The organism is Fulvivirga marina, assembly GCF_016775155.1.
Taxonomy (GTDB): domain Bacteria; phylum Bacteroidota; class Bacteroidia; order Cytophagales; family Cyclobacteriaceae; genus Fulvivirga; species Fulvivirga marina.
Map to the genome: position 1 here is coordinate 339075 of NZ_JAEUGD010000058.1, position 21658 is coordinate 360732.

The window sequence follows — 21658 nt, forward strand, 5'->3', positions numbered from 1 at the left end:
GTTTATTCCTTTGATACAACCTCTTTTTCTTCACTATTTTTGGTCGCCTGAAATATGGGCTTTCACCGCCTCCACATTCTTTTTTGAATTGCCAACAAAAATATGATCACCTATGATGAAGACAGGTCTTTTCAGAAATGTATACTCATCCAGAATATATTGCTTGTAATCATCTTCACGCAAGCTCTTTTCTTTTAAATTCAACTCTTTATACTTTCTGGCTACCTTACTAAACAATGACTCATAAGAGCCTGATAGAACCTTCATTTCTTCAATCTGCGCTTCCGTGATTTTTTCTTTTTTTATATCCTGATATTCAAAATCTTCACCTATACCTAACTCTTTGATTATACGTTTACATGTATCACAAGTAGAGAGGTAATATACTTTTTTCGTCATTCCTTTATTTATATTTATTCTCCTCGTTTATTTTTTCTTAGGTCTCAGTATCAAAACTGTTGAGTTGGCTTTAATCTTCTCTTCCGACAAGTATACAGGTCTCCATTTACCTTCAATGTACATTTGAGTCTGATCGTCGTAATACTTACTAAAAGGCACCCCCGACTGTCCTGTTGGCAATATACTTTCACTATTATCTATCTCCGAAAAATCGATTATTCTTCGTGTTGAGGGACCAAAACTTGTGTTAAATAATTTCTCCTTATTATAAGGGAATCCCAAGTTATTCACAACCATTTCAGACCCACTAAGATGAAACGGACCCACATTAAAAATAGGCTTCAGTAGATTAACAGCTCCTAAAGGATGATTATGTTCTACAGTATGAACCTGACCCCATGTCCAATTTTCAGGCTTATCACCGAACCTCTCTGACAGATACTTTACCGTCTCCCTAAATGCAACCGTCACTACATCTTTTCTATCTTCAACCACGTCTTCAGTAAGAGCATTATCCCACCAGGGAGATTCTTTAGCCGAAATAAAAACCGGCATGCTTCTTTTCATCAGATAAGTTGACATAAATGAATTAAACAGTTTGTCACCTCGACCTTCAAAAGCCTTTTCCAAATCATCTTTCATTGCCAGCTCATAGATATTAATCATCCAAGGATAAAAAATAGCAGCTCCTAGTGTTTCGAGATCATGATAACCACTCCAGCTCGAAAAATGCTCTAGCGCCTCTCTTTCCTTTTCATTAAAATCCGACTGAATCAACTCGCTCACCAACAACTCTTTCATGGGTTGTATACCCATATATTTAGAATCCATAAACAAGGACTTCAGCTCACTTCTGGAAATTCTTCTTTCGCCCTCTAACACTTCCACAATTCTGGCTGCACGTGTATCAGGAAGATAATAACCAGGGTATAATATATTCCTTCCTTTAACATTCATTATAGATTGGTTATTAGCACTATACACATAACCCCATGGTGGGTTTTCAGCTTGAGGATTTGCTTCAAAATTATAGTACCCCAGCGGGTCATCCTTACCTGTAGAACCATCTAGAATAGTTTTGGAATTCACATGCGCAGGGCGCTTAGGTAATCGCCCCACTGCCCACCAAGCTATATTTCCCTGGGCATCCCCATACATTAAGTTAAGACCTGGAGCATGTATCTTAGCACCAGCAGCTCGCATATCATCAATATTCTTTGCAATGGCCATTTCGTGAGCTGCATCTAGCAGATGATTAGAAAACTGATAGTAAACCCACCACATTGCAATTGGTTGATCTTTCGATACTCCAGCCACTACATCATTAATCACCGGCCCATGCCTTGAACTCCTCACTTCTATTTCCATATCGATTGTATCCTTAACCTTTATGAGTTCTTTTCGTACCTCAAAGTTTTCCCAATGATCAATTGCCCAATATTGGTCACTCTGCTCTTTATTTACCCTTTCCCTATAAAAATCCATGTCATCATTTTCAAACATCGTCAACCCATTAGCGACAGAATCATTGTGAATAAGGAATGCAAATGGTACCCCAGCAATGTGATATCCAAAATAATTAATATCTGGTGTTGAAAGATGGGCCTCATACCATACGGCTGGCTGTGAAAATCCAATATGCGGATCATTACTTAACACAACCCTACCAGTTTCTGACTTTTCTGGGGATAACACCCAACTATTACTCCCTATAAATGGAGCCAGAGGCATTTGATTGAGCACATCATTTACATGACCTGCAATAGCCACATAATCAGAGCCGCCTGTATAACTTTTAATTTTCTCTGAGTCAACCGTGGAATCAAGATCAAATGCTTTTAGATATGACACCCCCATATTAGCAAATGCTGTTACTACCGGATCCGTTTTCTGTGCATTAGCAAAACTAAAGGACATATAACCAGCAATATTATAGATATCTTCAAGCGTAAAAGGAACTTTATCGATTCCTAAAACGGCAAACTCTATGGGAGTTTTTCCTCCTTCAAGAAATTCATTGATTCCCTCAAGGTAAGCCTCAGCCAGGGGTAATATTTTACCTTTCCTCTCTTTTAGTTCTGCCACATTTTTCTTGGAGTACTCATGGATCCCTACCGTACGAAAAAACTTGTCTGTTTCAAGCAGTTTTTTACCAAAAATCTCGGCAAGTCTCCCTGAAGCTACTCTCCTCATCAATTCCATTTGCCAAAGGCGATCCTGCGCATGTACATAGCCTAAAGCTTTATAAGCATCCCTATTATTAGCTGCATAAATATGTGGGGTACCATATGTATCAAAATAAACCTTAACGGGTTTCTCCAATGCTTCAAACTCATATTCACCTTGATATTCAGGCTTTTGGTGATTGAAGTAAAACAAAAGAAAAACTGCAATAAGTACGATTAAACTGGCAAGTACGCCAAAAATATATTTTACTACTTTCATAATACCTTGTTTAGGGGGCACCAATATACAAATTTCCATAAACCAGCAGTAATCCTGCTGCTATTAAGAGTGATGATTTGTTTTTGAGATACGCTATTTATATTTTTAATGCGATGACAAAAGTAATATCATTTATCAGCAGAAAAGGGGGTACCGGCAAAACCACAAATGCCATTAATTTATCAACAATGCTCCATAGCCTGGGCCACAAGACTGCTCTGGTTGAAACCGACACAAACTACACTCTGAATACTTTACGTAAAATGGAGGTTTACAAAGCCGGGGCCAAAGAAAAATCATTATTTGAGCTTATGGGCTCTGAAGATTACCGTATCGCGGAAGAAATTGAAACGTTACGTTCCCAAAATGACTTCGATTACATTATTGTAGACAGTGCTGGTAAACCTACAGACGAGGGCATCAAAAAGCTTTGCCTGGTAAGTGACGCAGTGATAGTGCCTACAAGTTTAACTCAAAATGACCTGTTAGTAACCTATCAAACAGTGGCTGACCTTTCTCCTGCAAAAGAACTTAACAAGAACCTGAAGATAATGGTACTTCCTAACCGGATCCATAGCCTAACAAAACACAAGACTATACAAGAGGCTTTGAACAACCTGGATGCACATATATTGGAAATTGCTGTTCCTCAAAAGAATCTATTCGTCAATTTCAGTACAATTTTGGCAGAAAAAGAGTATCTTAAAATAGCCAATGCGATAATAAAACAACTATAAAATGGCAAAGAGAAAAAACCCTTTGAAGGATATTGATGCATTTCTTAAGCAGGAATCCACTTCTTTTGTCAACCCTGAAGAGATCAGCCCAAAAAAAAGAAAGAAAGATTCTGATAAACAAGAAGAAGAATCCCCGACTGCTAAACCCGCGTTAAAAGCAATGAAAGAGCAAGTCTCAAAAGAGGATATTATTGCAGAACTACATGCTCTTGCCAACAAAGAAGGTGATACTTTCAGGCCCTCTCTCTATGAGATCATTCGCAAGGCTCTTGAAAGCCTGGAACACTCGACCGCTGAAGATAAAATGCTTATTAATACATTGCTTTATATTAATGACAAAGCTAACTGGAAAGAGAATATAAAGAATTACTGGCAAACTAAATAACCATTTTCGTCCTGCCCTTACAATCCTGAAAATTTATGCTGTATAGGAATAGCTTGTCCTATTAATGACCTATTTTAGCAACCCAATACATTATAAATACTAAGTTTAGAAAACCTAAAATCACTATTCATATGAAATTTGGAACCAAAGCCATACACGCCGGAGTAGAGCCGGACCCTACAACTGGCGCTATTATGACACCGGTTTATCAAACCTCAACTTATGTTCAAGCCTCCCCGGGAGATCACAAAGGCTATGAGTATTCAAGAACACAAAACCCAACACGTGATGCCCTACAAAAAAGTCTTGCAGAGTTGGAAAACGGAAAATACGGCCTATGTTTTTCCTCTGGTCTTGCTGCGATTGACGCAGTTATAAAGCTATTAAACCCAGGTGATGAAGTTGTCGCTGCTAATGACCTTTATGGAGGAACCTACAGGTTATTCACAAAGATATTTTCCAAGTTTGGAATAAAATTCCATTTCGTAGGTATGGAAAATGTTAGTGAAATTGAAGAACACATCAATAGTAACACAAAATTGATTTGGCTGGAAACACCTACCAACCCAATGATGAATATCATTGATATAAAGGGTGCCTCTGAAATTGCAAAAAAGCACAACACATTACTGGCAGTTGATAATACTTTCGCAACACCTTATTTACAAAATCCATTAGATTTAGGTGCTGATATTGTTATGCATTCAGTAACAAAGTATCTGGGTGGCCACTCTGACGTAGTTATGGGAGCTCTTGTAGTTAAAGATCAAAAATTAAATGACGATCTGGCCTTTATCCAGAACAGTAGTGGAGCAACTCCCGGCCCTCAGGATTGTTTCCTTGTACTTCGCGGAATAAAAACTTTGCACCTTAGAATGCAGAGACATTCAGAAAATGGTCGAAAAATCGCTGATTTCTTAAAAGATCACCCCCGAGTAGATAAGCTTTACTGGCCCGGTTTGGAAAATCATCCTAATCACCAAATAGCAAAAGAACAAATGCGCGATTTTGGAGGGATGATTTCTTTCACGCTAAAAGGAGACAGTAAAGAAGAGGCGTTTAAAATCCTGGAAAGCTTTCATTACTTTACTCTTGCAGAATCTTTGGGAGGAGTAGAATCATTGGTTAACCACCCTGCTACCATGACTCATGCAAGTATTCCGAGAGAAGAAAGGATCAAAATCGGATTGCTCGATTCGCTAATTAGGTTGAGTGTTGGTATTGAAGATGCTGATGACCTTATTGCCGACCTCAAAGCTGCCTTAGAAAAGTAGTTATTACTTAAAAACTCTCTTAACCGTATTGAAGAGGTTAAGAGAGTTTTTACTAACTCAATAAGTATCTAGTCTAGTCTACCTTGAGAATCATTCTTCTGTTTGCGTATGTTACGGTTAGCCCTATTTTGCATACTATGAAGTCTTAGCTTCTCTTCAGTGGTTACTACTCCATCTGCCTTTACTCGCCTCTCCACCTTCCTAATATGCCGTTGTTCTGCCTTAAGAGTTCTAACTTCTCCCCTTGTTAACTCACCTGAAGCTCTTCCTTCAGCTATTCTTGTTTGTTGAACCATCTGCCTGTTATTCACTCTACCTGTACTAGTTTGAGCAATAACGGCAAAATGAAACAGCATAAATACTGAGGAGAATAAAATTACTTTTTTCATAATTGTAACATTTAAGTTAATATTCCTTTGATGCTTAGAAAGCAAAAAGGTTTAACAAGGCTTAAAAAATTATAAAGTAATCTTATCTAAAGGAACAGTAATTTTTGAAGGAAATTTTATGATAAACTCGCTCCCCTTATCTATTTCAGTTTTTAACTCAATTTCTGCCTCCAGTCTATCAACCAAGGTTTTTACAATCGCAAGTCCAAGGCCATTGGAACTTTCCCCTGCAGTAGGTTGAGCGCTAAGCTTTGTGAATTTCTTATAAATATTCTGTTTATCTTCCTCGGTAAACCCCTGCCCAAAATCCTTAACAGAAATAAATGTATAATTTTCAGTTCTACCCACACTTAAAATAACAGGGTTACCCGGGTCCGAAAATTTAATAGCATTGGAGATCAAGTTATCCAGAACTCTTGACAAATAAACTTTATCTGAATTGATGAATATTTGCGATTCACCACCTTCCAGGCGCAGTTCTATCTGCTTTGACTTAGCATCGGCATAAAAACCTTTCACCTTATCCAGAAGAAGGCTATATATATCAACTTTTGATATCTCCGGTTTTCGTTTATCAAACTCAAAAGCATTAACATCAAGCAAATCTCTTATCAGATCAATACCGCTCTGCGAAATACTCTTTAACAATTTCACATAATTTCTTTGCTCCGCAGTAAGACCTGAAAGTAAAAGCAACTCTCCTATTCCCTTAATTCTATTAAATGGAGATTTAAGGTCATGAGCCACAATATTCATCAATGTATCTTTCTCATTATTAAGCTCAGCCAAATCCTGATTATGCTTATGCAAAACTTTGTTTTGAGCATTAATCATATCATTCTGCTCGCGGATCTCCTCTTGCTGCCTGGCTATATGAATATTTTTTTGATGCAACTTCTCATTAGCCCTCCGTCTCTTTCTACTTGTAACCCATAAATTGATGACAAGAGCAAAGATAGCAACAACGATTACTACCAGTGTTACATTATAAGTTCGCTGCCGGTCAATCACTGCCTGATCCCTTGCCTGATTGGCAAGTAATAACTCATTCTCCTTATCCCTTTTCTCTATTTCCAGCCTCGCTTCTGACCGCTCTATTGCGCGAGCCATCTCTGCATTATTCAATGCCTGCTTTACTTCTGCATACCGCTGAAAATTTTCATAGGCGCAATTAACGTCACCCTTTTGTTCACAAATCTCCGCCAGGTAATAATAAGCATCCAATTGAATCATCAGTTCCCGGGATCTTGAAGCCGTTTCCAGCACCTTGCTAAAGTAATGCCTTGCCTTGTCGAAATTCTCTTCAATAAAATATACTTTACCAAGCTGGGTATCAATTCTACTCAAAAGGTTAAGGTTACCTGTATTCCCTGCCATATTTGAAGCCTTTTGGGCAAAAATTAAAGCTTCCGGAAACTTATGTTGAATGTAATAAAGATGAGATATCCCAATGTTTATATTGGCAATATTTATAAAGTCATCAATGGACTCTGCTTTTACCTTTGCCTGAAGGTAATAATCAAAAGCTTTTTCGTAATTTTTATTATGCTCTTGAATTTGAGCCATCTCCAACAACATGGAAACCTGTCCGGGAATATTATCTGTCCCAAGCCTTATTTCAAGTGCCTTCTGCGACATTTCCAATGCTTTTTTATAGTTATTCTGCGTCTGATAAAGCTCTGACAAACTCTTATAACAATAACTTAGCCCCTCCTTATCATTTAGTCTTTCGAATATTTCGAGAGCAGTAAAATAATAATCATATGATTTAACAAAATCACCTTGGGTTGAAAACAAGCGACCAAGGTTATTGAGTGAGTGCGCATATTGCGATGAATCATTATGTCTGATGGCAGCCTCTACTGCAAGGTTGTAATAATCGAAAGATTTAACTTGATCTCCTTTGTAATGGTAAGCTACACCGATGTAGTTAAGAGACTTAGCTATTTTCCCTTCAAACTTTAATATTTTAGTTAAACCAATAGCTTTATTGCTGAAGTAAACGGTGCTATCCGGGTGCGACTTTCTATACTCCCAGGCAAGGGCATTATAGATATCTATTTGTTCAACTCCCTTTACTCTTTTTAGTGCAGAATAGAGACTGTCAATTTGTGAAATATTCTGACCAACCACGCTGGGAATGGATGACAAAGAAAGGGCTATAATAATGATAAGTCTCTTCATCGAACAAAAAAACCAACTCTGCACAAAGGTTAGCGCTATTTTAAATATAAAAAAGGTTGTGCTTAGTTCTGAATATTTATTCAAGAAAATACGTGAAAAATCTAAAGTCATTAGATTTTATTCATTTTTTATCAAAAATATTACAATAACTACACTTATTAAATTCAAGAGGTGCAATATATATTTTATCTCTCTAAATTCTCTTTCTCTACTCTTTTCTTCTCATTTATATCAAATGCTCATAGAATCTATATCGCACAACTAATACAACACCAATAACATACTATAAATGAAGAAGATACATTCCTCAAAAATATGGAACAAAAGCTCAATCATATAAGTTATTTCTAAATAATCACAAAAATTATTTTAGTATATATTTAAAAGCAAAAATGCATTTAACGCAAAGCGATAACCCGAAATAAAACCTTTTTTTCATATTAAATTAGTTACATTTACTAACCTTATAGCAGGTAAACTTTCAACAACCTTACTTAAACATTGGCATAATCAACCTATAAAAATGAATCAACTACGATTATGCAGTTATTTGTTAAATTAACCATACTATTAACCCTGGCATACATTTCGTCCTATGCCATAACTATGGGTGTTGGGTCTGCAGACACAGTAGAATACCTCATCTTCACTCCCCCTAGCTATAATGATTCTCAGGCTTATCCACTTTTGGTATACCTGCACGGAGCTCAGGCCATCGGCCCGGATATATCTTGTTCCCGGGGGAAAGGGTTGCCGGGTGCTATAAGAGATAACAATTTTTTTAATGACATTCCTATGATCATAGTTGCTCCACATGTAAAAAAGGAGGGGAGCTGTAGTAATTCAGATAATAATGAGTATGAATGGAATACAGATATGATCAATAATGTTATTGATCATATCATCAGCAACTACAATATAGATGAAAGTAGGATATTTGGTAGCGGCATAAGCCTTGGCGCTAAAGGTTTATGGGACTACGTATTGGCCTACCCAGACAGGATGGCTGGTATTGTACCCTTTAGTGGCAATGCTCCTATAGAAAACATCTGTACACTTGATGAGCTAGCAGTATGGGCCTTCCATGGTGAGGTAGACGGAACGATCCCTCCTACAGGGGGAACTGACCGCAAAGGCTCTCAAACTATTATAGATGAGATGAATAGTTGTAATGATAAGCCATATATTCCTGCACACATAACCATCCTCACATCGAAAGGACACAATGGTTGGGACCAGGTTTACAACCTTACTAGTGGCTACAACATTTATGAATGGTTACTGGCATTAAAAAGGAATATATCTACTGATTATACTCCATTAGTTCATATTGGACCCAACAAAACGTTTGTAAGTCCATCACACTCCTTAACCATAAGAAGCTTTGCCTATGATCCAAACGGGACCATAGAAACGTACAACTGGGACATTAGTGGTCCTGTCCCAACGCTTAATAGCGGACAACCTGATATTACCGCAAACTTCAGTTCCCCTGGCATCTACACTATTGAACTCACGGTAACAGATGATGAAGGTAATATAAATAGTGATCAGGTGCAGTATACTGTGCTCAGTAGTATTGGGTCTTCTCCTTCAATCACTGAACTCCGGCTATACAATGGAAATACGGACCTGGGACCAATAACTAATAACCAAGTGGTAAATCTTGATAGCTACGATGCCACCCTTCTGGATATAGTTGCAACCACAAGTAATCTAAACTCAAGAGCAAGTGTAAGGTTCAGCCTTAATGACAACCACAACTTCATCTCCCTAAATGAGGATAAAATAAACACCAATTACTCAATAGGAAATAATAACCACAAATCATATGTCCCCACCCTTGGAGAACATACGGTAACTGCTACAGCTTATGGGGACAGGAATGAACTTGACCAAGGCATATCCTATGAAATCACATTAATCTACTCTAATGGTCCATTGCCTATCAATTTACTTGACTTCACTGCTTCCATGGCAAATGACAGAGTTACTCTTTATTGGGAAACATCTGAAGAAATTAACAACAGCCATTTTGAAATCTATCAAGGAATAGGTAGTACCAAGTCTATGTACAAAATAGGTGAAGTACCAAAAAAATTAAAACAACAAGAGGTTAATTATTATAGCTATACTATTGAAAATGCACCTTGTGGCAAACTATATTATCAATTGCAAAGTATTGATCTTGACGGCAAACAGGATCCATCTAAAATCATCACTCTAAAGAATATAAGGAGCAACTGCGACTCCAAGGTATACCCAAACCCAATCACCGGCAATTACTTTATTTACGAAAGTAAAAGCGATGCATCCAGCCTTATGCTTACAAATACTTCAGGCAAAACAGTTAGAAAGTACTACATCCCTAAAAGTGAAACGAGAAAAACCATACTCGACACCTATGGAATTCCCGCTGGAGTTTATTTTCTTCAAATCAGTAATAATGAAACTCTTCGAACTCAAAAATTAATCATCCTTAAAAACACACCATCAATTAATTGATTATCAGTAATTTATAATCATTAACTAAAAATTGGCACTATCCTTGATAATTCACTGACATAACCAAAAATTAAGTGCCATGAAAAAGATATTACTAATTTTAACATTCATTGTTGTGGTTTCATTGAAGGGCGAGGCACAACACTTTACAGCATCGTTTGGAGTTACTCATAGCTGGGATGTACCCGTTCGCGTAACAAGAGTTATCAGTCATGATTATTACGGGTACGATGTAGTACACGCAACCCAGATAAGAAGAGGTGGCGGGTTATTCTTCGATGTTATTCTCCAAAGAGGTGATATCTTTGTTGAGGTTAATGTAAGGCATGATGGGCACATCATTAGAAGTGCCCATCATGACTACTACCCTTTGTACGAACATGTTTGCAGTAACCATTGCGGATATCATAACAGTTACTATCGCTCGCATTACAGAAACTGTAATAGCCACAGTCACCATGGACACAATCACGTAGTATATGTAAACCGTCCTAATGGGCATGGGCATGGGCATGGACACGGACATGGGCACGGGCACGGAAAGAGTCATAAACATAAAACTCATGTTGTATACAAAGGCGATTCATATCACAAGCACGAAAATTACCGTTCTGGACGATACGACTCCCGATCAAATAATGATCACTACAGAGAAAGAAGAGGCTCCTATCACGAAGAAAAGAGCTACAACGAACGCGGGCACGGTAATGGACATAGAAAATATAACGGCAGATCTGAGCATGGACGTAGCCATAACAACGGTACTTTTGTAAGACGAAACAATTAAAAAATAGAGGGGCTCAAATTGCCCCTCTTTTATTAACCTAGTTAGTTTCCAATATCCTAAAGAGCTCATCAAGATCAGGAGTTATAATTATTTCAGTCCGGCGATTCTTTTGTCTTCCTTGAGCATCATCATTAATTCCTACAGGTGAAAACTCACCTCTTCCTGCTGCTGTTACCTGATTTGATGCCACTCCCGCCTCAGTTAAAATTCTAATTATCGATGTAGCCCTCAAAACACTTAAATCCCAATTATCCTTCATATACTGACTTGTTCTGGAGATAGGAACATCATCAGTATGTCCTTCTACCATAATATGTATATCGTTCTGATCTTTTAATGCTTTAGCTAGCTGCTGAAGCGCCATCACTCCTTTCTTATCTATAACGGTACTTCCTGACTGGAACAATAATTGTTCAGCCAGCGAAACATATACTTTCCCATTTTTAACCTCTACTGTAAGGTCATTTTCTTTAAAGCTTAAGAGTGCACTGGTAATTTTCTTTTTTAGCTCCTGAACCGCTTTATCCTTATTTTTCAGAATTGATTCCAGTTCTTTTACTTTTCGTTCTCTTTCTGACAAGTCTGTACTCAAGCTTTCATTAACCCTTTTGGTTTGCTCAAGGTTTTCCTTCAAAGCAAGTAAGCGTTCCTGCTGTTGTGCCAGATCTCGGGTCAATTTACCACTGTTGTTTAATAGATTGTTATAATATGTTTCCAGCTGATCATGCTCCCTGTTCAAACCAGATAAAACACTTTCAGTTTGTCTAATTTTCTGCCCAAGTACTGTTGTATCTGTCCTTAGTTTATTAACACTTTTATCTAACCTCTTCAAAGAGCCATCGGCAGATTCAAGACTATCTTTACAATTGGCCAAATCCGATTCGAGTTGAATCTTCTCCGACAGCAAGTCGTCATATTTCTTCTGAGTTACACAGGCTGAGACCATAATCAGAATAAAAAATGCTACTAAATATTTCATCATTGTTTACTATATTTCTGTTAGCTCAAATAATCTGAGGATATAATTTCAAATCTATTTATATTTTTTCAGGAATCTCTATCTTTAAGATCTTATCAAAAATATATATGCTATGGAAGGAATGCTCAAAGAAAATGCTTTAAAGGGTAAAACAATAATAGTAACCGGAGGAGGAACAGGTCTAGGACGATCTATGGGTAAATATTTTCTTGAGCTGGGGGCTAACTTGGTGATATCCAGCAGAAAAATGGATGTACTTGAAAAAGCTGCTAAAGAACTTGAACAGGAAACTGGAGGTAAGGTCTTACCCATTGCATGTGATATCAGGAAGTATGAAGAAATTGAAGATGTACTGCAAATAGCTGAAAAAGAATTTGGGCAAGTTCATGGCGTATTGAATAATGCTGCAGGAAATTTCATTAGCCCTACTGAAAGGCTTTCTCACCGAGCTTTTGATATTGTGGTGGATATAGTACTAAGGGGAACTTACAATTTCACACTTGCTACTGGCAAAAACTGGATCAATAAGAAACAACCTGGAACTTTCCTGAATATAGTAACCACGTATGCCTGGACAGGCTCAGGCTTTGTAGTTCCTTCTTCATGTGCTAAAGCTGGTGTATTGGCACTGACTCGCTCTCTTGCTGCTGAATGGGCAAAATACAAGATCCGCTCAAATGCCATTGCTCCTGGACCATTCCCAACGGAAGGTGCATGGAAAAGGCTTTTCCCTGGTGAAGTTGCTGAAAAGATTGATCCTTTAAAAAGAATCCCTCTTGGCCGCTTCGGAGAACATCAGGAACTTGCTAACCTTGCAGCCTATCTCATGTCGGATTACTCGTCATATGTCAATGGAGAAGTAGTGACTATTGATGGGGGTGAATGGATCAAAGGAGCTGGCGAATTCAATACGTTAGAAGAAGTACCCAATGAAATGTGGGATCAACTTGAAAAAATGAGAAGCAAAAAATAACACTTTCGAAATAGAGGAATTACACAAGGCACTTTACTAGCCTGTTAAAAGTTCAGTAAAGTGTCTCCTTAAAAACTTCGACAAAGATTAGTTTATAGTACTTCCATATACACCACATTTCAATCCTCTAGTATATTAATTACTTCTTTATTTGGGTAATTTCTAATATATATTAGTGACTTTAACCTCAACATGCTATAAAATTCTATACACTTAGGTGTTAATTTAAAGTTTGTATGAATTTAAAAGACAGGCTTAACAGACAGCTTGAGATAAGAAAACAAAGTTTATCCTACAGAGCCCTTTCCTTAACCGGAAATCTTACTGACTTTACCTCCAATGACTACCTGGGACTTGCAAGATCAGGAGAATTGGCTTTATTAATAAATTCTCTAAATGAAAATGCCCATCGAAACGGGTCTACAGGGTCGCGTTTGCTGTCTGGCAATTCCGTTCTGATAGAAACAACCGAAACACAGCTATGTACGATATTTAGATCAGAAAAAGCTTTAATCTTCAATTCAGGATATAATGCAAATATCGCAGCATTATCAAGTATTCCACAACGTGGTGATACCATCATTTATGATGAACTTTCTCATGCCAGTATCAAAGATGGAGCGAGACTGAGTCTGGCCAAAAGATTAAGCTTCAAACATAATAATCTTGAAGACCTAGAGCTAAAGGTACGCTCTTCTGAAGGTAATGTCTTTATAGTTGTAGAATCAGTATATTCTATGGATGGTGACTTTTGCCCGTTGGAAGAACTTGTAGGTATAGCAGAGAAGTACGGCTCGCACATTATTCTTGATGAAGCACACACCACTGGGTTGATAGGAAAATCTGGTAGTGGTCTTGCTGTAAAACTTGGTCTGGAAAAGGATATTTTAATACGTATTTACACCTTCGGCAAAGCCATGGGTATACATGGAGCTTGCGTAGTTTGCAACTCATATTTAGCCGAATACCTGATAAATTTTTCAAGGCCATTTATTTATACTACTGCACTATCACCCCATAGCATATTGTCCATCAGCGGTGCATTTACCTATTTAGCAAAACATGAGGATCTTCAAAAAACAGCTGAAAATCGCATTCAACTATTCAATAAGTTATTTACAGCAGAGATAGGCGACCAATTAAAAAGACCTGCCTGCAACCACCCAATTCAGGCCATAATCATTCCCGGTATTGACAGGGTTAAAGCGGCTGCTAGCAATCTTCAATCATCAGGATATGATGTACGCCCTATTTTATCTCCTACTGTAAAGTCTGGCGAAGAAAGATTGAGGATATGTCTTCATACTTTCAATTCTGACGATGATATTTCAGGATTGATCCATAGCTTAGCAGCTCTGATATGAAATATTTTGTAACAGCTATTGGAACTGACAGCGGAAAAACACTGGCCTCAGCTATTTTGGTAGAAGCTCTGGATGCTGATTACTGGAAACCTATTCAGGCAGGAAGGCCAACAGACAGCAATACCGTTAAAGGGTTGGTTTCTTCTGAGAAAGTAATCCACCCTGAGCAGTATTTTTTAAAATCACCCATGTCACCCCATGCAGCAGCTAAAATTGATGGGGTAGATATCCACATAGATCAATTAAGTTTACCCAACACAAATCAACCTCTTATTATTGAAGGCGCCGGGGGTCTTATGGTGCCTATTAACGATAACGAAATGGTAGCTGACATGATCCCGCACTTTAGGGCTGAGATAGTTTTGGTAAGCAATATCTATCTGGGAAGTATTAACCACAGCCTGCTATCCTTGGAGTTTATAAAATCACGGGGCTACCCACTGAAGGGGATAATTTTTAATGGTCCTGAAAACCTGGAAACTCAAAGGATCATTGAGAATTATGCTGGAGTAAAATGTATTCTGCATATTAAAAATGAAAAAAAGATCACCAAAGAAATTGTTAATGAATACGCAAAAGAACTTAAGGCAAATTGGAATGAATTGGCTGGATAAAGATAAAGAGTACATTTGGCACCCTTTCACGCCTTTACTTGGCGTTGCAGATCCCCTCTGCGTAACATCAGCCAGCGGCGTGTATCTCCACACCGAGGATGGCAGGAAAATCATCGATGCTAATTCTTCCTGGTGGGTCAATATCCACGGCCATGCTCACCCATTTATTGCGGAAAAAGTTTCTGAGCAGGCCAAGACACTAGAACATGTAATTTTTGCAGGTTTCACTCATAAACCAGCCATAAGCCTTGCCGAAAACCTTCTATCTATTTTACCTAAAAATCAGTCAAAAATCTTCTATTCAGACAATGGCAGTACTTCAATTGAAGTTGCATTAAAGATGGCTTTTCAGTTTTGGTATAACCAAGGGCTTAATAAAAAAAGAGTAATTGCCATTGATGGAGCTTATCACGGAGATACATTCGGCTCCATGTCTGTAGGAGAACGAAGTGATTTCACCAAACCGTTTACTGAACACCTTTTTGAAGTAGAGTTTGTGGACTTTCCTACAGAAGCAAATAAAGCTTCGGTACTTGAAAGGTTCAAAAATTTGATAGACTCAAATGAGTTTGCCTCATTCATCTTTGAACCTATCATACAGGGAGCCTCCGGGATGCGTATTTATGACGCCACTCTTCTTGACCAAATGATACAGTACGCGCAGAACAACAGTGTAATATGTATTGCGGACGAAGTGATGACTGGTTTTGGAAGAACAGGAAAGTTATTCGCTTCAGATTATTTAAAATATAAGCCGGATATCATCTGCCTTTCCAAAGGACTAACCGGAGGAACTATGGCTCTTGGTGTAACATCATGTACCAATGCAATTGTTGATGCTTATATGTCTAAAGACTTGTATAAAACATTCCTGCATGGCCACTCTTTTACAGCCAATCCAATTGCCTGTGCCTCTGCAAATGCCAGCTTTGAACTTCTGATGAAGCAAGAATGTCAGGATAATATCCAGCGTATTACAAGCCAACATGAACGTTTTAAGCAAAAACATGAACATACGTCTAAGTTAAAAGACATACGTTCCTTAGGAACCATATTGGCCATTGAATTTGAGACTGAGAATGACAGCTCTTATTTCAGCGAAATGAGGAATCAGTTATACCCGTTCTTTCTGGAACGAAATATATTGCTAAGACCTCTAGGCAACCTTATTTATATTATTCCTCCCTATGTTATAAGCAATGACGAGCTCGAAAAAGTTTATGCTGCAATTGAAGAGTTTTTTACTTCTCTTTAGCTTTTTGATTTTTTAGAAGTCAAAAAGTCCTCAACTGTCTTTTTAAGCTCAGTAGTACTCTTAGTATACTCAGGTGAATTCCCCTTTTTCTCAGGAAAAGTCTCTACGTGCAACGTTTGAGTTGGGAATGCAAAATTCACTCCTATTCGTTCCGCCAACCTGATGATATCAAGTAGTATCTCATGTCTTGCTCTCAGTTCTTCAGTCCACGTAGGTACCTGAAAAAATATGTAAAACAATACATTCAACGATGAGTCTCCCATATCATTCAAATGGATTTCATAATAATCCTTTCTCGTAAATGGGTGGTTTTTTACTATTTGTTTTAGACCATCAACGAATATCTCAATAAGGTCAGGAGGTGTATCATAGGTTAAAGCAATTGTTGTCATAAACCTGCGGTATACACGCAAACCATGGTTATCAATCATCTGATTAGTAATGACTCCATTAGGAATATACATTAAAGAATTTCTGAATGTTCTTATTCTAGTTGAACGAAAGCCAACTTCTTCAACAGATCCGTCCACATCTCCTGAAGTTATCCAATCACCAACCTGAAAGGGTCTATCCACAAATATCATCAATGATCCGAAGAAGTTCTTTATCGTATCTTGAGCGGCCAATGCAAACGCTAAACCACCAATAGATAACCCAGCTATCAATCCCGTTATATCAAATTCTAGATTATCAAGAATAAATAACCCCCCTACCACAACTACAAAGGTCTTCAACACTTTCCTCAACAAGGGTACAAGTTGATCATCAAGGGTACTCTCTGTCTTATCTGCCAGTTTACTCAGGTAGATACTTATTATATCTACAAGCCTATAAAAAAACACAATAGCAAAGACCGGCCAAACCGCCCTCAGCGTGAGTATAACATACTCACTCATAGTGATCGGCAGCTGTAAAACCGGCACTAAAATAATAAGGAATGGAAATATCACTAAAAAGCTAATAGGTTTAGCAATAGGTATGACCACTTCATCTGCCAGCTTTTGGTAACCTAACTTCAAGAGCAGTTGTATAATTAGCTTTTCAAAAATGAAGGTAAATAACTTATGCAGCAGGAATGACAAAAGAATTAGAATAAGTACACCTATTAGCTGCCAGACATAAAGTCCTAAGACCTTAGTTGTACCCAGTGAAGGTAAGAGCTTCAAAAGCTTATCCGTACCAAAAGGGTACACCTCTTTATGCCATTTGGGTATATTTTTAATGGTTTTACCTGAGAAGTACCATCTCTTACCTACTTTTTCAACATAAAGATCAGGATACTGCTTCGTTAAATAATATCGCCGCTTATTTGTAACCGTATCCACATAGTCACTCTTCCTGGGAACTTCATCCAAATTGATCATAATCCCCCTACCATCCAATACCTGTTTAAGCATGATAGCCAAGTCCTCAGCCCTGTCTCCTTCCACATGTTCAGGGTGAAGTGATCTAGCTGCTATAGCTGCATGATAGTTATCATCTTGTAGATAGCCTAAGTGTGTAAGGATCGTATGATAGGGAGTGGCTAAGCTATACTCTAGGGTATCAGTGGAGCCTTTTTGAGCATACACTGAATTAAAAACAAGAAAAATCAATAAGCAAAAAGTAGTCGAAATTTTCATCTCAGATGGTTAGAATGTTATCAATTTAAATGTATCTCCGGAAATAGTATATACATGATACTTTTTGGTAGAATCAAAATAAATAAGTGCTATCTCCTGTTCACTATCAAAAGGCCTTGAGTTAACTAGTTGTCCCTCTTTGTTATAAATATAAGTGAAGCTCTGCGTTACATCTGTTACAGCGTAAATTTTGTGATCTGAACTTAAGTCATAGTACTGAACATTCAAGTGGTCTGAGCTTAGGTAATCTTTGGCCAAAATCTCCTCGTTGTCAGGTGCAAGCAAAACAAGCCTGGCCATATCCTGCCTTGAGATTATATAGTGCTTACCCAATGCATCAGGAATAAGTTGAAACCTTGTATCCTTTGTAGGCTTGTAAAGTTGCTCCGTACTTAGAACTTTTCCATTCAGATTAAAATGTATTAGCCTTCCCTCCCTACTAAGTATAGTAATTACAGTTTTATCAAGATCTGATCCCATATTAATAAAAGGGCTGGTCTTAATACGAGCATCAAGTTGTAGAGGAAATCCTGGCATCATCTCCCCTCTTCGATTCATGGCATTTACTATACCATCTTGCTGAATAGCCACCATACAATCCTTTCCCCTAACCCGGATGTGAAAAGGTGCTGAGGCCAATTTACCTGTAAGTACTCTAGGGTTCCAACCTTCCAGACTTACACCTTCCTTATTATACAGAAAAAGATTTCCACGCTCATCTGCAAGGAAAAACCTGTACCTTTTACTCTTGTCATAATCAACCACTGATGCAAACTTAAGATTGGCGTCAACTGCCACCGGGTATCCATCAATATAATTTCCCAACCTGTCTATGATATGCAAAGCAGATCTTGTCGCAAAGAAATACTGAAGCTTTCCGTTTTTATAGTAATCAATTTGCTCAATATCTGATATCATGGGTTGTCCCAATGAATCGCTCCACTGCACACTTCCATCCTGGGAGATTAATGTAAAGTTATAAGCAGAATCTTGTACGGCAACCTCGAGGTTTCCATTCACATGATTTTTCACCACATAGGGCTTCGTAATGACTTTATTATTCAATGTCGCACTTTTAAGTGCCTCATATGATTGCTTCTCCTTAATAACAAGCTGCTCTTCGTATTGAATAGCCACACTCGTATAAAAGCTTTCATCCAATTTACTAAACTGGATAGACCCCAGGTCAAATCCTTTAATTTGATTCGCGTATTTAAGTGCAAAATTCTTCCATTCCGGATCTAACTCGTTAATAAGATTTTCCCAAATACGTCTGGTATTGAAAGTAACGGACACATTTGATTCTTCCAGATTACTTTCTAAAAATTTATTGAATACTACTGAGCGTCCCCATGTATTTTCATTTTCAATATCCTCTATAAGACTCTTTAGAGTTAACATACTGTTACCTATAACAATGTAGTCGCCCAAAAGCATGAAGTAACATTCTTCAAACCCACCGAATAGTGGGCCAAAAGTAAATTTAGGAAAGTCACTAACCTGAAGCTCCCTAATTTCATAAGTCGAAAAGCGCTCCACATATACAGAGTCTCCATTAGCCTCAGCAAGGGATTCTGAAAAAGTATTGAATTGATTTAATGCCTCTTGAGCATCGCTCGCCTGTATAAAGACCAGTTTCTCCTCACCAGTGCCTCTAAAAGCTTCGAGTTTAACCAAAGCGAGGTTATTTTCAATCCAACTATACAGTTTTGAAAAAGTGAAACCATACTGCTGCTCAAACTTACTCCGCCTTGATAAAAAGCCAGGCTTATTGTTCTTCCAATAATTAACAAGTTCATTATTCCACTTACCTCCATCAGAAATTCCAAAGCGATAAACAGCCGAAGCTCTATTGGGTATATAATATTTAAGATCTCCCCTTACAGGTATTTGTGTGTTGAATGTAGATAAAAAATCAGACTTAGTATCATAACTAGTGAACCCATTCAACAAAACCCCTGTGTCAGAAATATCTAAGTCAAAAAAAGAAGCTTGCCCAAAAACTCCCAACTCCTTAAGTGATTTTCTGTGCTCGGCGCTCATAAAAGAACTCAGCCACAGCGAAGCGGTTTCCATATTAATATAAATGTTACCATCATCATTGGCCAGTTTAGGCATGTCGTACAGCTGAACATTATTTGCTTTAAAACCACTCTTATATCCGTCGTTCACCAAACGCACGACATCCTCGACCAAAAAAGATGTAAAACTTCCAATGAAAACATTTTTATTAATAAAATAAGTGAAGGTATGGTTATCAAGCGTTAGCTCAGAGATATTATAGTCCTGATAAATTCTTTCTGAAAACCGAACATCCGTATTATCCTTAAAGTAGTCTAACAATTTAGTGGCTACTCTTTGATTTTTTTCCAGACTAAAATCTATGTAAAAAATAAAATCAAAATCATTTTTCTTTGTAACATGCATTGATATTAGACTATTCTGCTGCAAAAGGCTTGCAACACTACCAGATTCAATACTGTCAAGAATTATAAGATCATTTTTAATATTTTCAAATGACTCTATTGATTTCAACGAATTCCATAACGAAGTTTCAAGCAGATCATTCCAAGACTCTACCACGTTTTTAGACTCAAACACTAACACTGCATTGTTAGGCACATTATTCCATAAACTTGTAGATTCACTGCCATACCATTTCTCATAGAAGAGATAACCTGCTATAAATAAGACTATTCCGATGGTTATTACTAATGCTGTTTTTCTCACAAAATTTGTTGTTTTCCGCAAAGTAATATAAAATGCCTTAAAAGCAGAAGAGAAATATATGTAAGGTCTATAAAACAAAAAACCCTGTTCATAATGAACAGGGTTTCATTGATAAAATCTGGCGACGACCTACTCTCCCACATGTTATTGCAGTACCATCGGCGCTGTAGGGCTTAACTTCTCTGTTCGGAATGGAAAGAGGTGGACCCCTACGCTGTAGTCACCATAAAATCTTTACCGGCTACTTTATAACCAGTTTAATATCTTGACATATTGTTGTGAAAGAATGACGGGCATAGGCCCTAGAGAAAGTTTACGGGTAATTAGTACTGCTCAGCTTTGACATCTCTGTCTTTACACCTGCAGCCTATCAACGTCATCGTCTATAACGTTCCTTATAAAGAAATCTCATCTTGAGGTGGGTTTCGTGCTTAGATGCTTTCAGCGCTTATCCCTTCCTGACATAGCTACCCGGCGGTGCAGTGGGCACTACAACCGGTACACCAGAGGTCAGTCCATCCCGGTCCTCTCGTACTAAGGACAGATCCTCTCAAATTTCTTACGCCCACAACAGATAGGGACCGAACTGTCTCACGACGTTCTGAACCCAGCTCGCGTGCCACTTTAATGGGCGAACAGCCCAACCCTTGGGACCTTCTCCAGCCCCAGGATGTGACGAGCCGACATCGAGGTGCCAAACCTCCCCGTCGATGTGAGCTCTTGGGGGAGATCAGCCTGTTATCCCCAGAGTACCTTTTATCCTTTGAGCGATGGCCCTTCCATGCGGAACCACCGGATCACTATACCCGACTTTCGTCCCTGCTCGGCTTGTTGGCCTCACAGTCAAGCTCCCTTATGCTATTGCGCTCTTCGCACGGTTACCAAGCGTGCTGAGGGAACCTTTGGAAGCCTCCGTTACTCTTTTGGAGGCGACCACCCCAGTCAAACTACCCACCAAACAATGTCTCCCATGGTTGGGATTAGGCATCACGTAAATGAAGGGTGGTATTTCAACA

16 protein-coding genes and 2 rRNA genes (1 of these 18 running past the window's edge) are annotated in these 21658 nt (G+C 38.2%); 9 read left to right on the forward strand and 9 right to left on the reverse strand.

The genetic code is table 11. The features are described 5' to 3' along the window. Nucleotides 1-33: 33 nt before the first annotated feature. Nucleotides 34-399: an arsenate reductase family protein gene (locus JMN32_RS17810; RefSeq protein WP_202857710.1), complete on the reverse strand. Its 366-nt coding sequence runs from the start codon at nt 397-399 to the stop codon at nt 34-36. Nucleotides 400-426: 27 nt separating this feature from the next. Next, on the reverse strand, nt 427-2844 hold the full coding sequence (locus JMN32_RS17815; protein ID WP_202857711.1) for a penicillin acylase family protein: 2418 nt from the start codon (nt 2842-2844) through the stop codon (nt 427-429). Nucleotides 2845-2957: 113 nt separating this feature from the next. Here JMN32_RS17815 and JMN32_RS17820 point away from each other — a divergent pair, with 113 nt between their 5' ends. From JMN32_RS17820 to JMN32_RS17830, 3 genes are all read left to right on the forward strand, one after another. After that, the gene (locus JMN32_RS17820) at nt 2958-3581 is read left to right on the forward strand and encodes a ParA family protein (protein WP_202857712.1); all 624 of its coding nucleotides are present in this window, start codon (nt 2958-2960) and stop codon (nt 3579-3581) included. A gap of 1 nt (nt 3582) precedes the next feature. Next, the gene (locus tag JMN32_RS17825) at nt 3583-3966 is read left to right on the forward strand and encodes a hypothetical protein (RefSeq protein WP_202857713.1); all 384 of its coding nucleotides are present in this window, start codon (nt 3583-3585) and stop codon (nt 3964-3966) included. A 131-nt stretch (nt 3967-4097) separates the two neighbouring features. After that, a complete protein-coding gene (locus tag JMN32_RS17830) occupies nt 4098-5240 on the forward strand; it encodes a cystathionine gamma-synthase (protein ID WP_202857714.1) in 1143 nt (380 codons plus the stop codon). A 68-nt stretch (nt 5241-5308) separates the two neighbouring features. Here JMN32_RS17830 and JMN32_RS17835 read toward each other — a convergent pair whose 3' ends face one another. After that, nucleotides 5309-5629, reverse strand: coding sequence for a hypothetical protein (locus tag JMN32_RS17835; RefSeq protein WP_202857715.1), 321 nt, complete (start codon nt 5627-5629; stop codon nt 5309-5311). A gap of 69 nt (nt 5630-5698) precedes the next feature. Beyond that, complete coding sequence (locus JMN32_RS17840) at nt 5699-7813, reverse strand: ATP-binding protein (protein WP_202857716.1); 2115 nt, start codon at nt 7811-7813, stop codon at nt 5699-5701. A gap of 540 nt (nt 7814-8353) precedes the next feature. On the opposite strand from JMN32_RS17840, the gene JMN32_RS17845 reads away from it, so the two are divergent. Then, nucleotides 8354-10318: a T9SS type A sorting domain-containing protein gene (locus JMN32_RS17845; protein WP_202857717.1), complete on the forward strand. Its 1965-nt coding sequence runs from the start codon at nt 8354-8356 to the stop codon at nt 10316-10318. 79 nt (nt 10319-10397) lie between these two features. Continuing rightward, a complete protein-coding gene (locus tag JMN32_RS17850) occupies nt 10398-11105 on the forward strand; it encodes a hypothetical protein (RefSeq protein WP_202857718.1) in 708 nt (235 codons plus the stop codon). A gap of 37 nt (nt 11106-11142) precedes the next feature. Here JMN32_RS17850 and JMN32_RS17855 read toward each other — a convergent pair whose 3' ends face one another. Further along, nucleotides 11143-12087, reverse strand: coding sequence for an OmpA family protein (locus JMN32_RS17855; RefSeq protein WP_238354530.1), 945 nt, complete (start codon nt 12085-12087; stop codon nt 11143-11145). Between the two features lie 109 nt (nt 12088-12196). Between JMN32_RS17855 and JMN32_RS17860 the strand changes: the two genes are divergently transcribed. The 4 genes from JMN32_RS17860 to bioA all read left to right on the forward strand — a co-directional run bounded on the left by JMN32_RS17860 (nt 12197) and on the right by bioA (nt 16290). Then, nucleotides 12197-13057, forward strand: coding sequence for an SDR family oxidoreductase (locus JMN32_RS17860; protein ID WP_202857719.1), 861 nt, complete (start codon nt 12197-12199; stop codon nt 13055-13057). 236 nt (nt 13058-13293) lie between these two features. After that, nucleotides 13294-14421 carry an aminotransferase class I/II-fold pyridoxal phosphate-dependent enzyme gene (locus tag JMN32_RS17865; RefSeq protein WP_202857720.1) on the forward strand — a complete coding sequence of 376 codons (1128 nt, stop codon included), beginning with the start codon at nt 13294-13296 and terminating at the stop codon, nt 14419-14421. Further along, complete coding sequence (bioD, locus tag JMN32_RS17870) at nt 14418-15035, forward strand: dethiobiotin synthase (RefSeq protein WP_202857721.1); 618 nt, start codon at nt 14418-14420, stop codon at nt 15033-15035. The genes JMN32_RS17865 and bioD overlap by 4 nt, the downstream gene beginning before the upstream one ends. Beyond that, a complete protein-coding gene (gene bioA / locus JMN32_RS17875) occupies nt 15019-16290 on the forward strand; it encodes an adenosylmethionine--8-amino-7-oxononanoate transaminase (RefSeq protein WP_202857722.1) in 1272 nt (423 codons plus the stop codon). Before bioD ends, bioA begins: the two co-directional genes overlap by 17 nt. Here the strand turns inward: bioA and JMN32_RS17880 are convergent. The 4 genes from JMN32_RS17880 to JMN32_RS17895 form a co-directional block, all read right to left on the reverse strand. Beyond that, nucleotides 16287-17912 (reverse strand): mechanosensitive ion channel family protein, encoded by a 1626-nt coding sequence (locus JMN32_RS17880; protein ID WP_202857723.1) that lies wholly within the window; start codon nt 17910-17912, stop codon nt 16287-16289. The two genes, bioA and JMN32_RS17880, sit on opposite strands and share 4 nt — an antisense overlap. A gap of 9 nt (nt 17913-17921) precedes the next feature. Then, nucleotides 17922-20642, reverse strand: coding sequence for a hypothetical protein (locus JMN32_RS17885; protein ID WP_202857724.1), 2721 nt, complete (start codon nt 20640-20642; stop codon nt 17922-17924). 116 nt (nt 20643-20758) lie between these two features. Beyond that, nucleotides 20759-20870: ribosomal RNA gene (rrf, locus tag JMN32_RS17890) — 5S ribosomal RNA — on the reverse strand. Between the two features lie 75 nt (nt 20871-20945). Beyond that, nucleotides 20946-21658 (reverse strand): 23S ribosomal RNA (locus JMN32_RS17895) (it continues 2178 nt past the right edge of the window).

Excerpts from the sequence above, each read along its gene's own strand:
- bioA (WP_202857722.1), top strand. The coding sequence starts at position 15,019 with ATGAATTGGCTGGATAAAGATAAAGAGTACATTTGGCACCCTTTCACG.
- JMN32_RS17825 (WP_202857713.1), top strand. The coding sequence starts at position 3,583 with ATGGCAAAGAGAAAAAACCCTTTGAAGGATATTGATGCATTTCTTAAG.
- JMN32_RS17880 (WP_202857723.1), bottom strand. The coding sequence starts at position 17,912 with ATGAAAATTTCGACTACTTTTTGCTTATTGATTTTTCTTGTTTTTAAT.
- JMN32_RS17865 (WP_202857720.1), top strand. The coding sequence starts at position 13,294 with ATGAATTTAAAAGACAGGCTTAACAGACAGCTTGAGATAAGAAAACAA.
- JMN32_RS17810 (WP_202857710.1), bottom strand. The coding sequence starts at position 399 with ATGACGAAAAAAGTATATTACCTCTCTACTTGTGATACATGTAAACGT.
- bioD (WP_202857721.1), top strand. The coding sequence starts at position 14,418 with ATGAAATATTTTGTAACAGCTATTGGAACTGACAGCGGAAAAACACTG.
- JMN32_RS17840 (WP_202857716.1), bottom strand. The coding sequence starts at position 7,813 with ATGAAGAGACTTATCATTATTATAGCCCTTTCTTTGTCATCCATTCCC.
- JMN32_RS17835 (WP_202857715.1), bottom strand. The coding sequence starts at position 5,629 with ATGAAAAAAGTAATTTTATTCTCCTCAGTATTTATGCTGTTTCATTTT.
- JMN32_RS17850 (WP_202857718.1), top strand. The coding sequence starts at position 10,398 with ATGAAAAAGATATTACTAATTTTAACATTCATTGTTGTGGTTTCATTG.
- JMN32_RS17860 (WP_202857719.1), top strand. The coding sequence starts at position 12,197 with ATGGAAGGAATGCTCAAAGAAAATGCTTTAAAGGGTAAAACAATAATA.
- JMN32_RS17855 (WP_238354530.1), bottom strand. The coding sequence starts at position 12,087 with ATGATGAAATATTTAGTAGCATTTTTTATTCTGATTATGGTCTCAGCC.
- JMN32_RS17815 (WP_202857711.1), bottom strand. The coding sequence starts at position 2,844 with ATGAAAGTAGTAAAATATATTTTTGGCGTACTTGCCAGTTTAATCGTA.
- JMN32_RS17820 (WP_202857712.1), top strand. The coding sequence starts at position 2,958 with ATGACAAAAGTAATATCATTTATCAGCAGAAAAGGGGGTACCGGCAAA.
- JMN32_RS17845 (WP_202857717.1), top strand. The coding sequence starts at position 8,354 with ATGCAGTTATTTGTTAAATTAACCATACTATTAACCCTGGCATACATT.
- JMN32_RS17830 (WP_202857714.1), top strand. The coding sequence starts at position 4,098 with ATGAAATTTGGAACCAAAGCCATACACGCCGGAGTAGAGCCGGACCCT.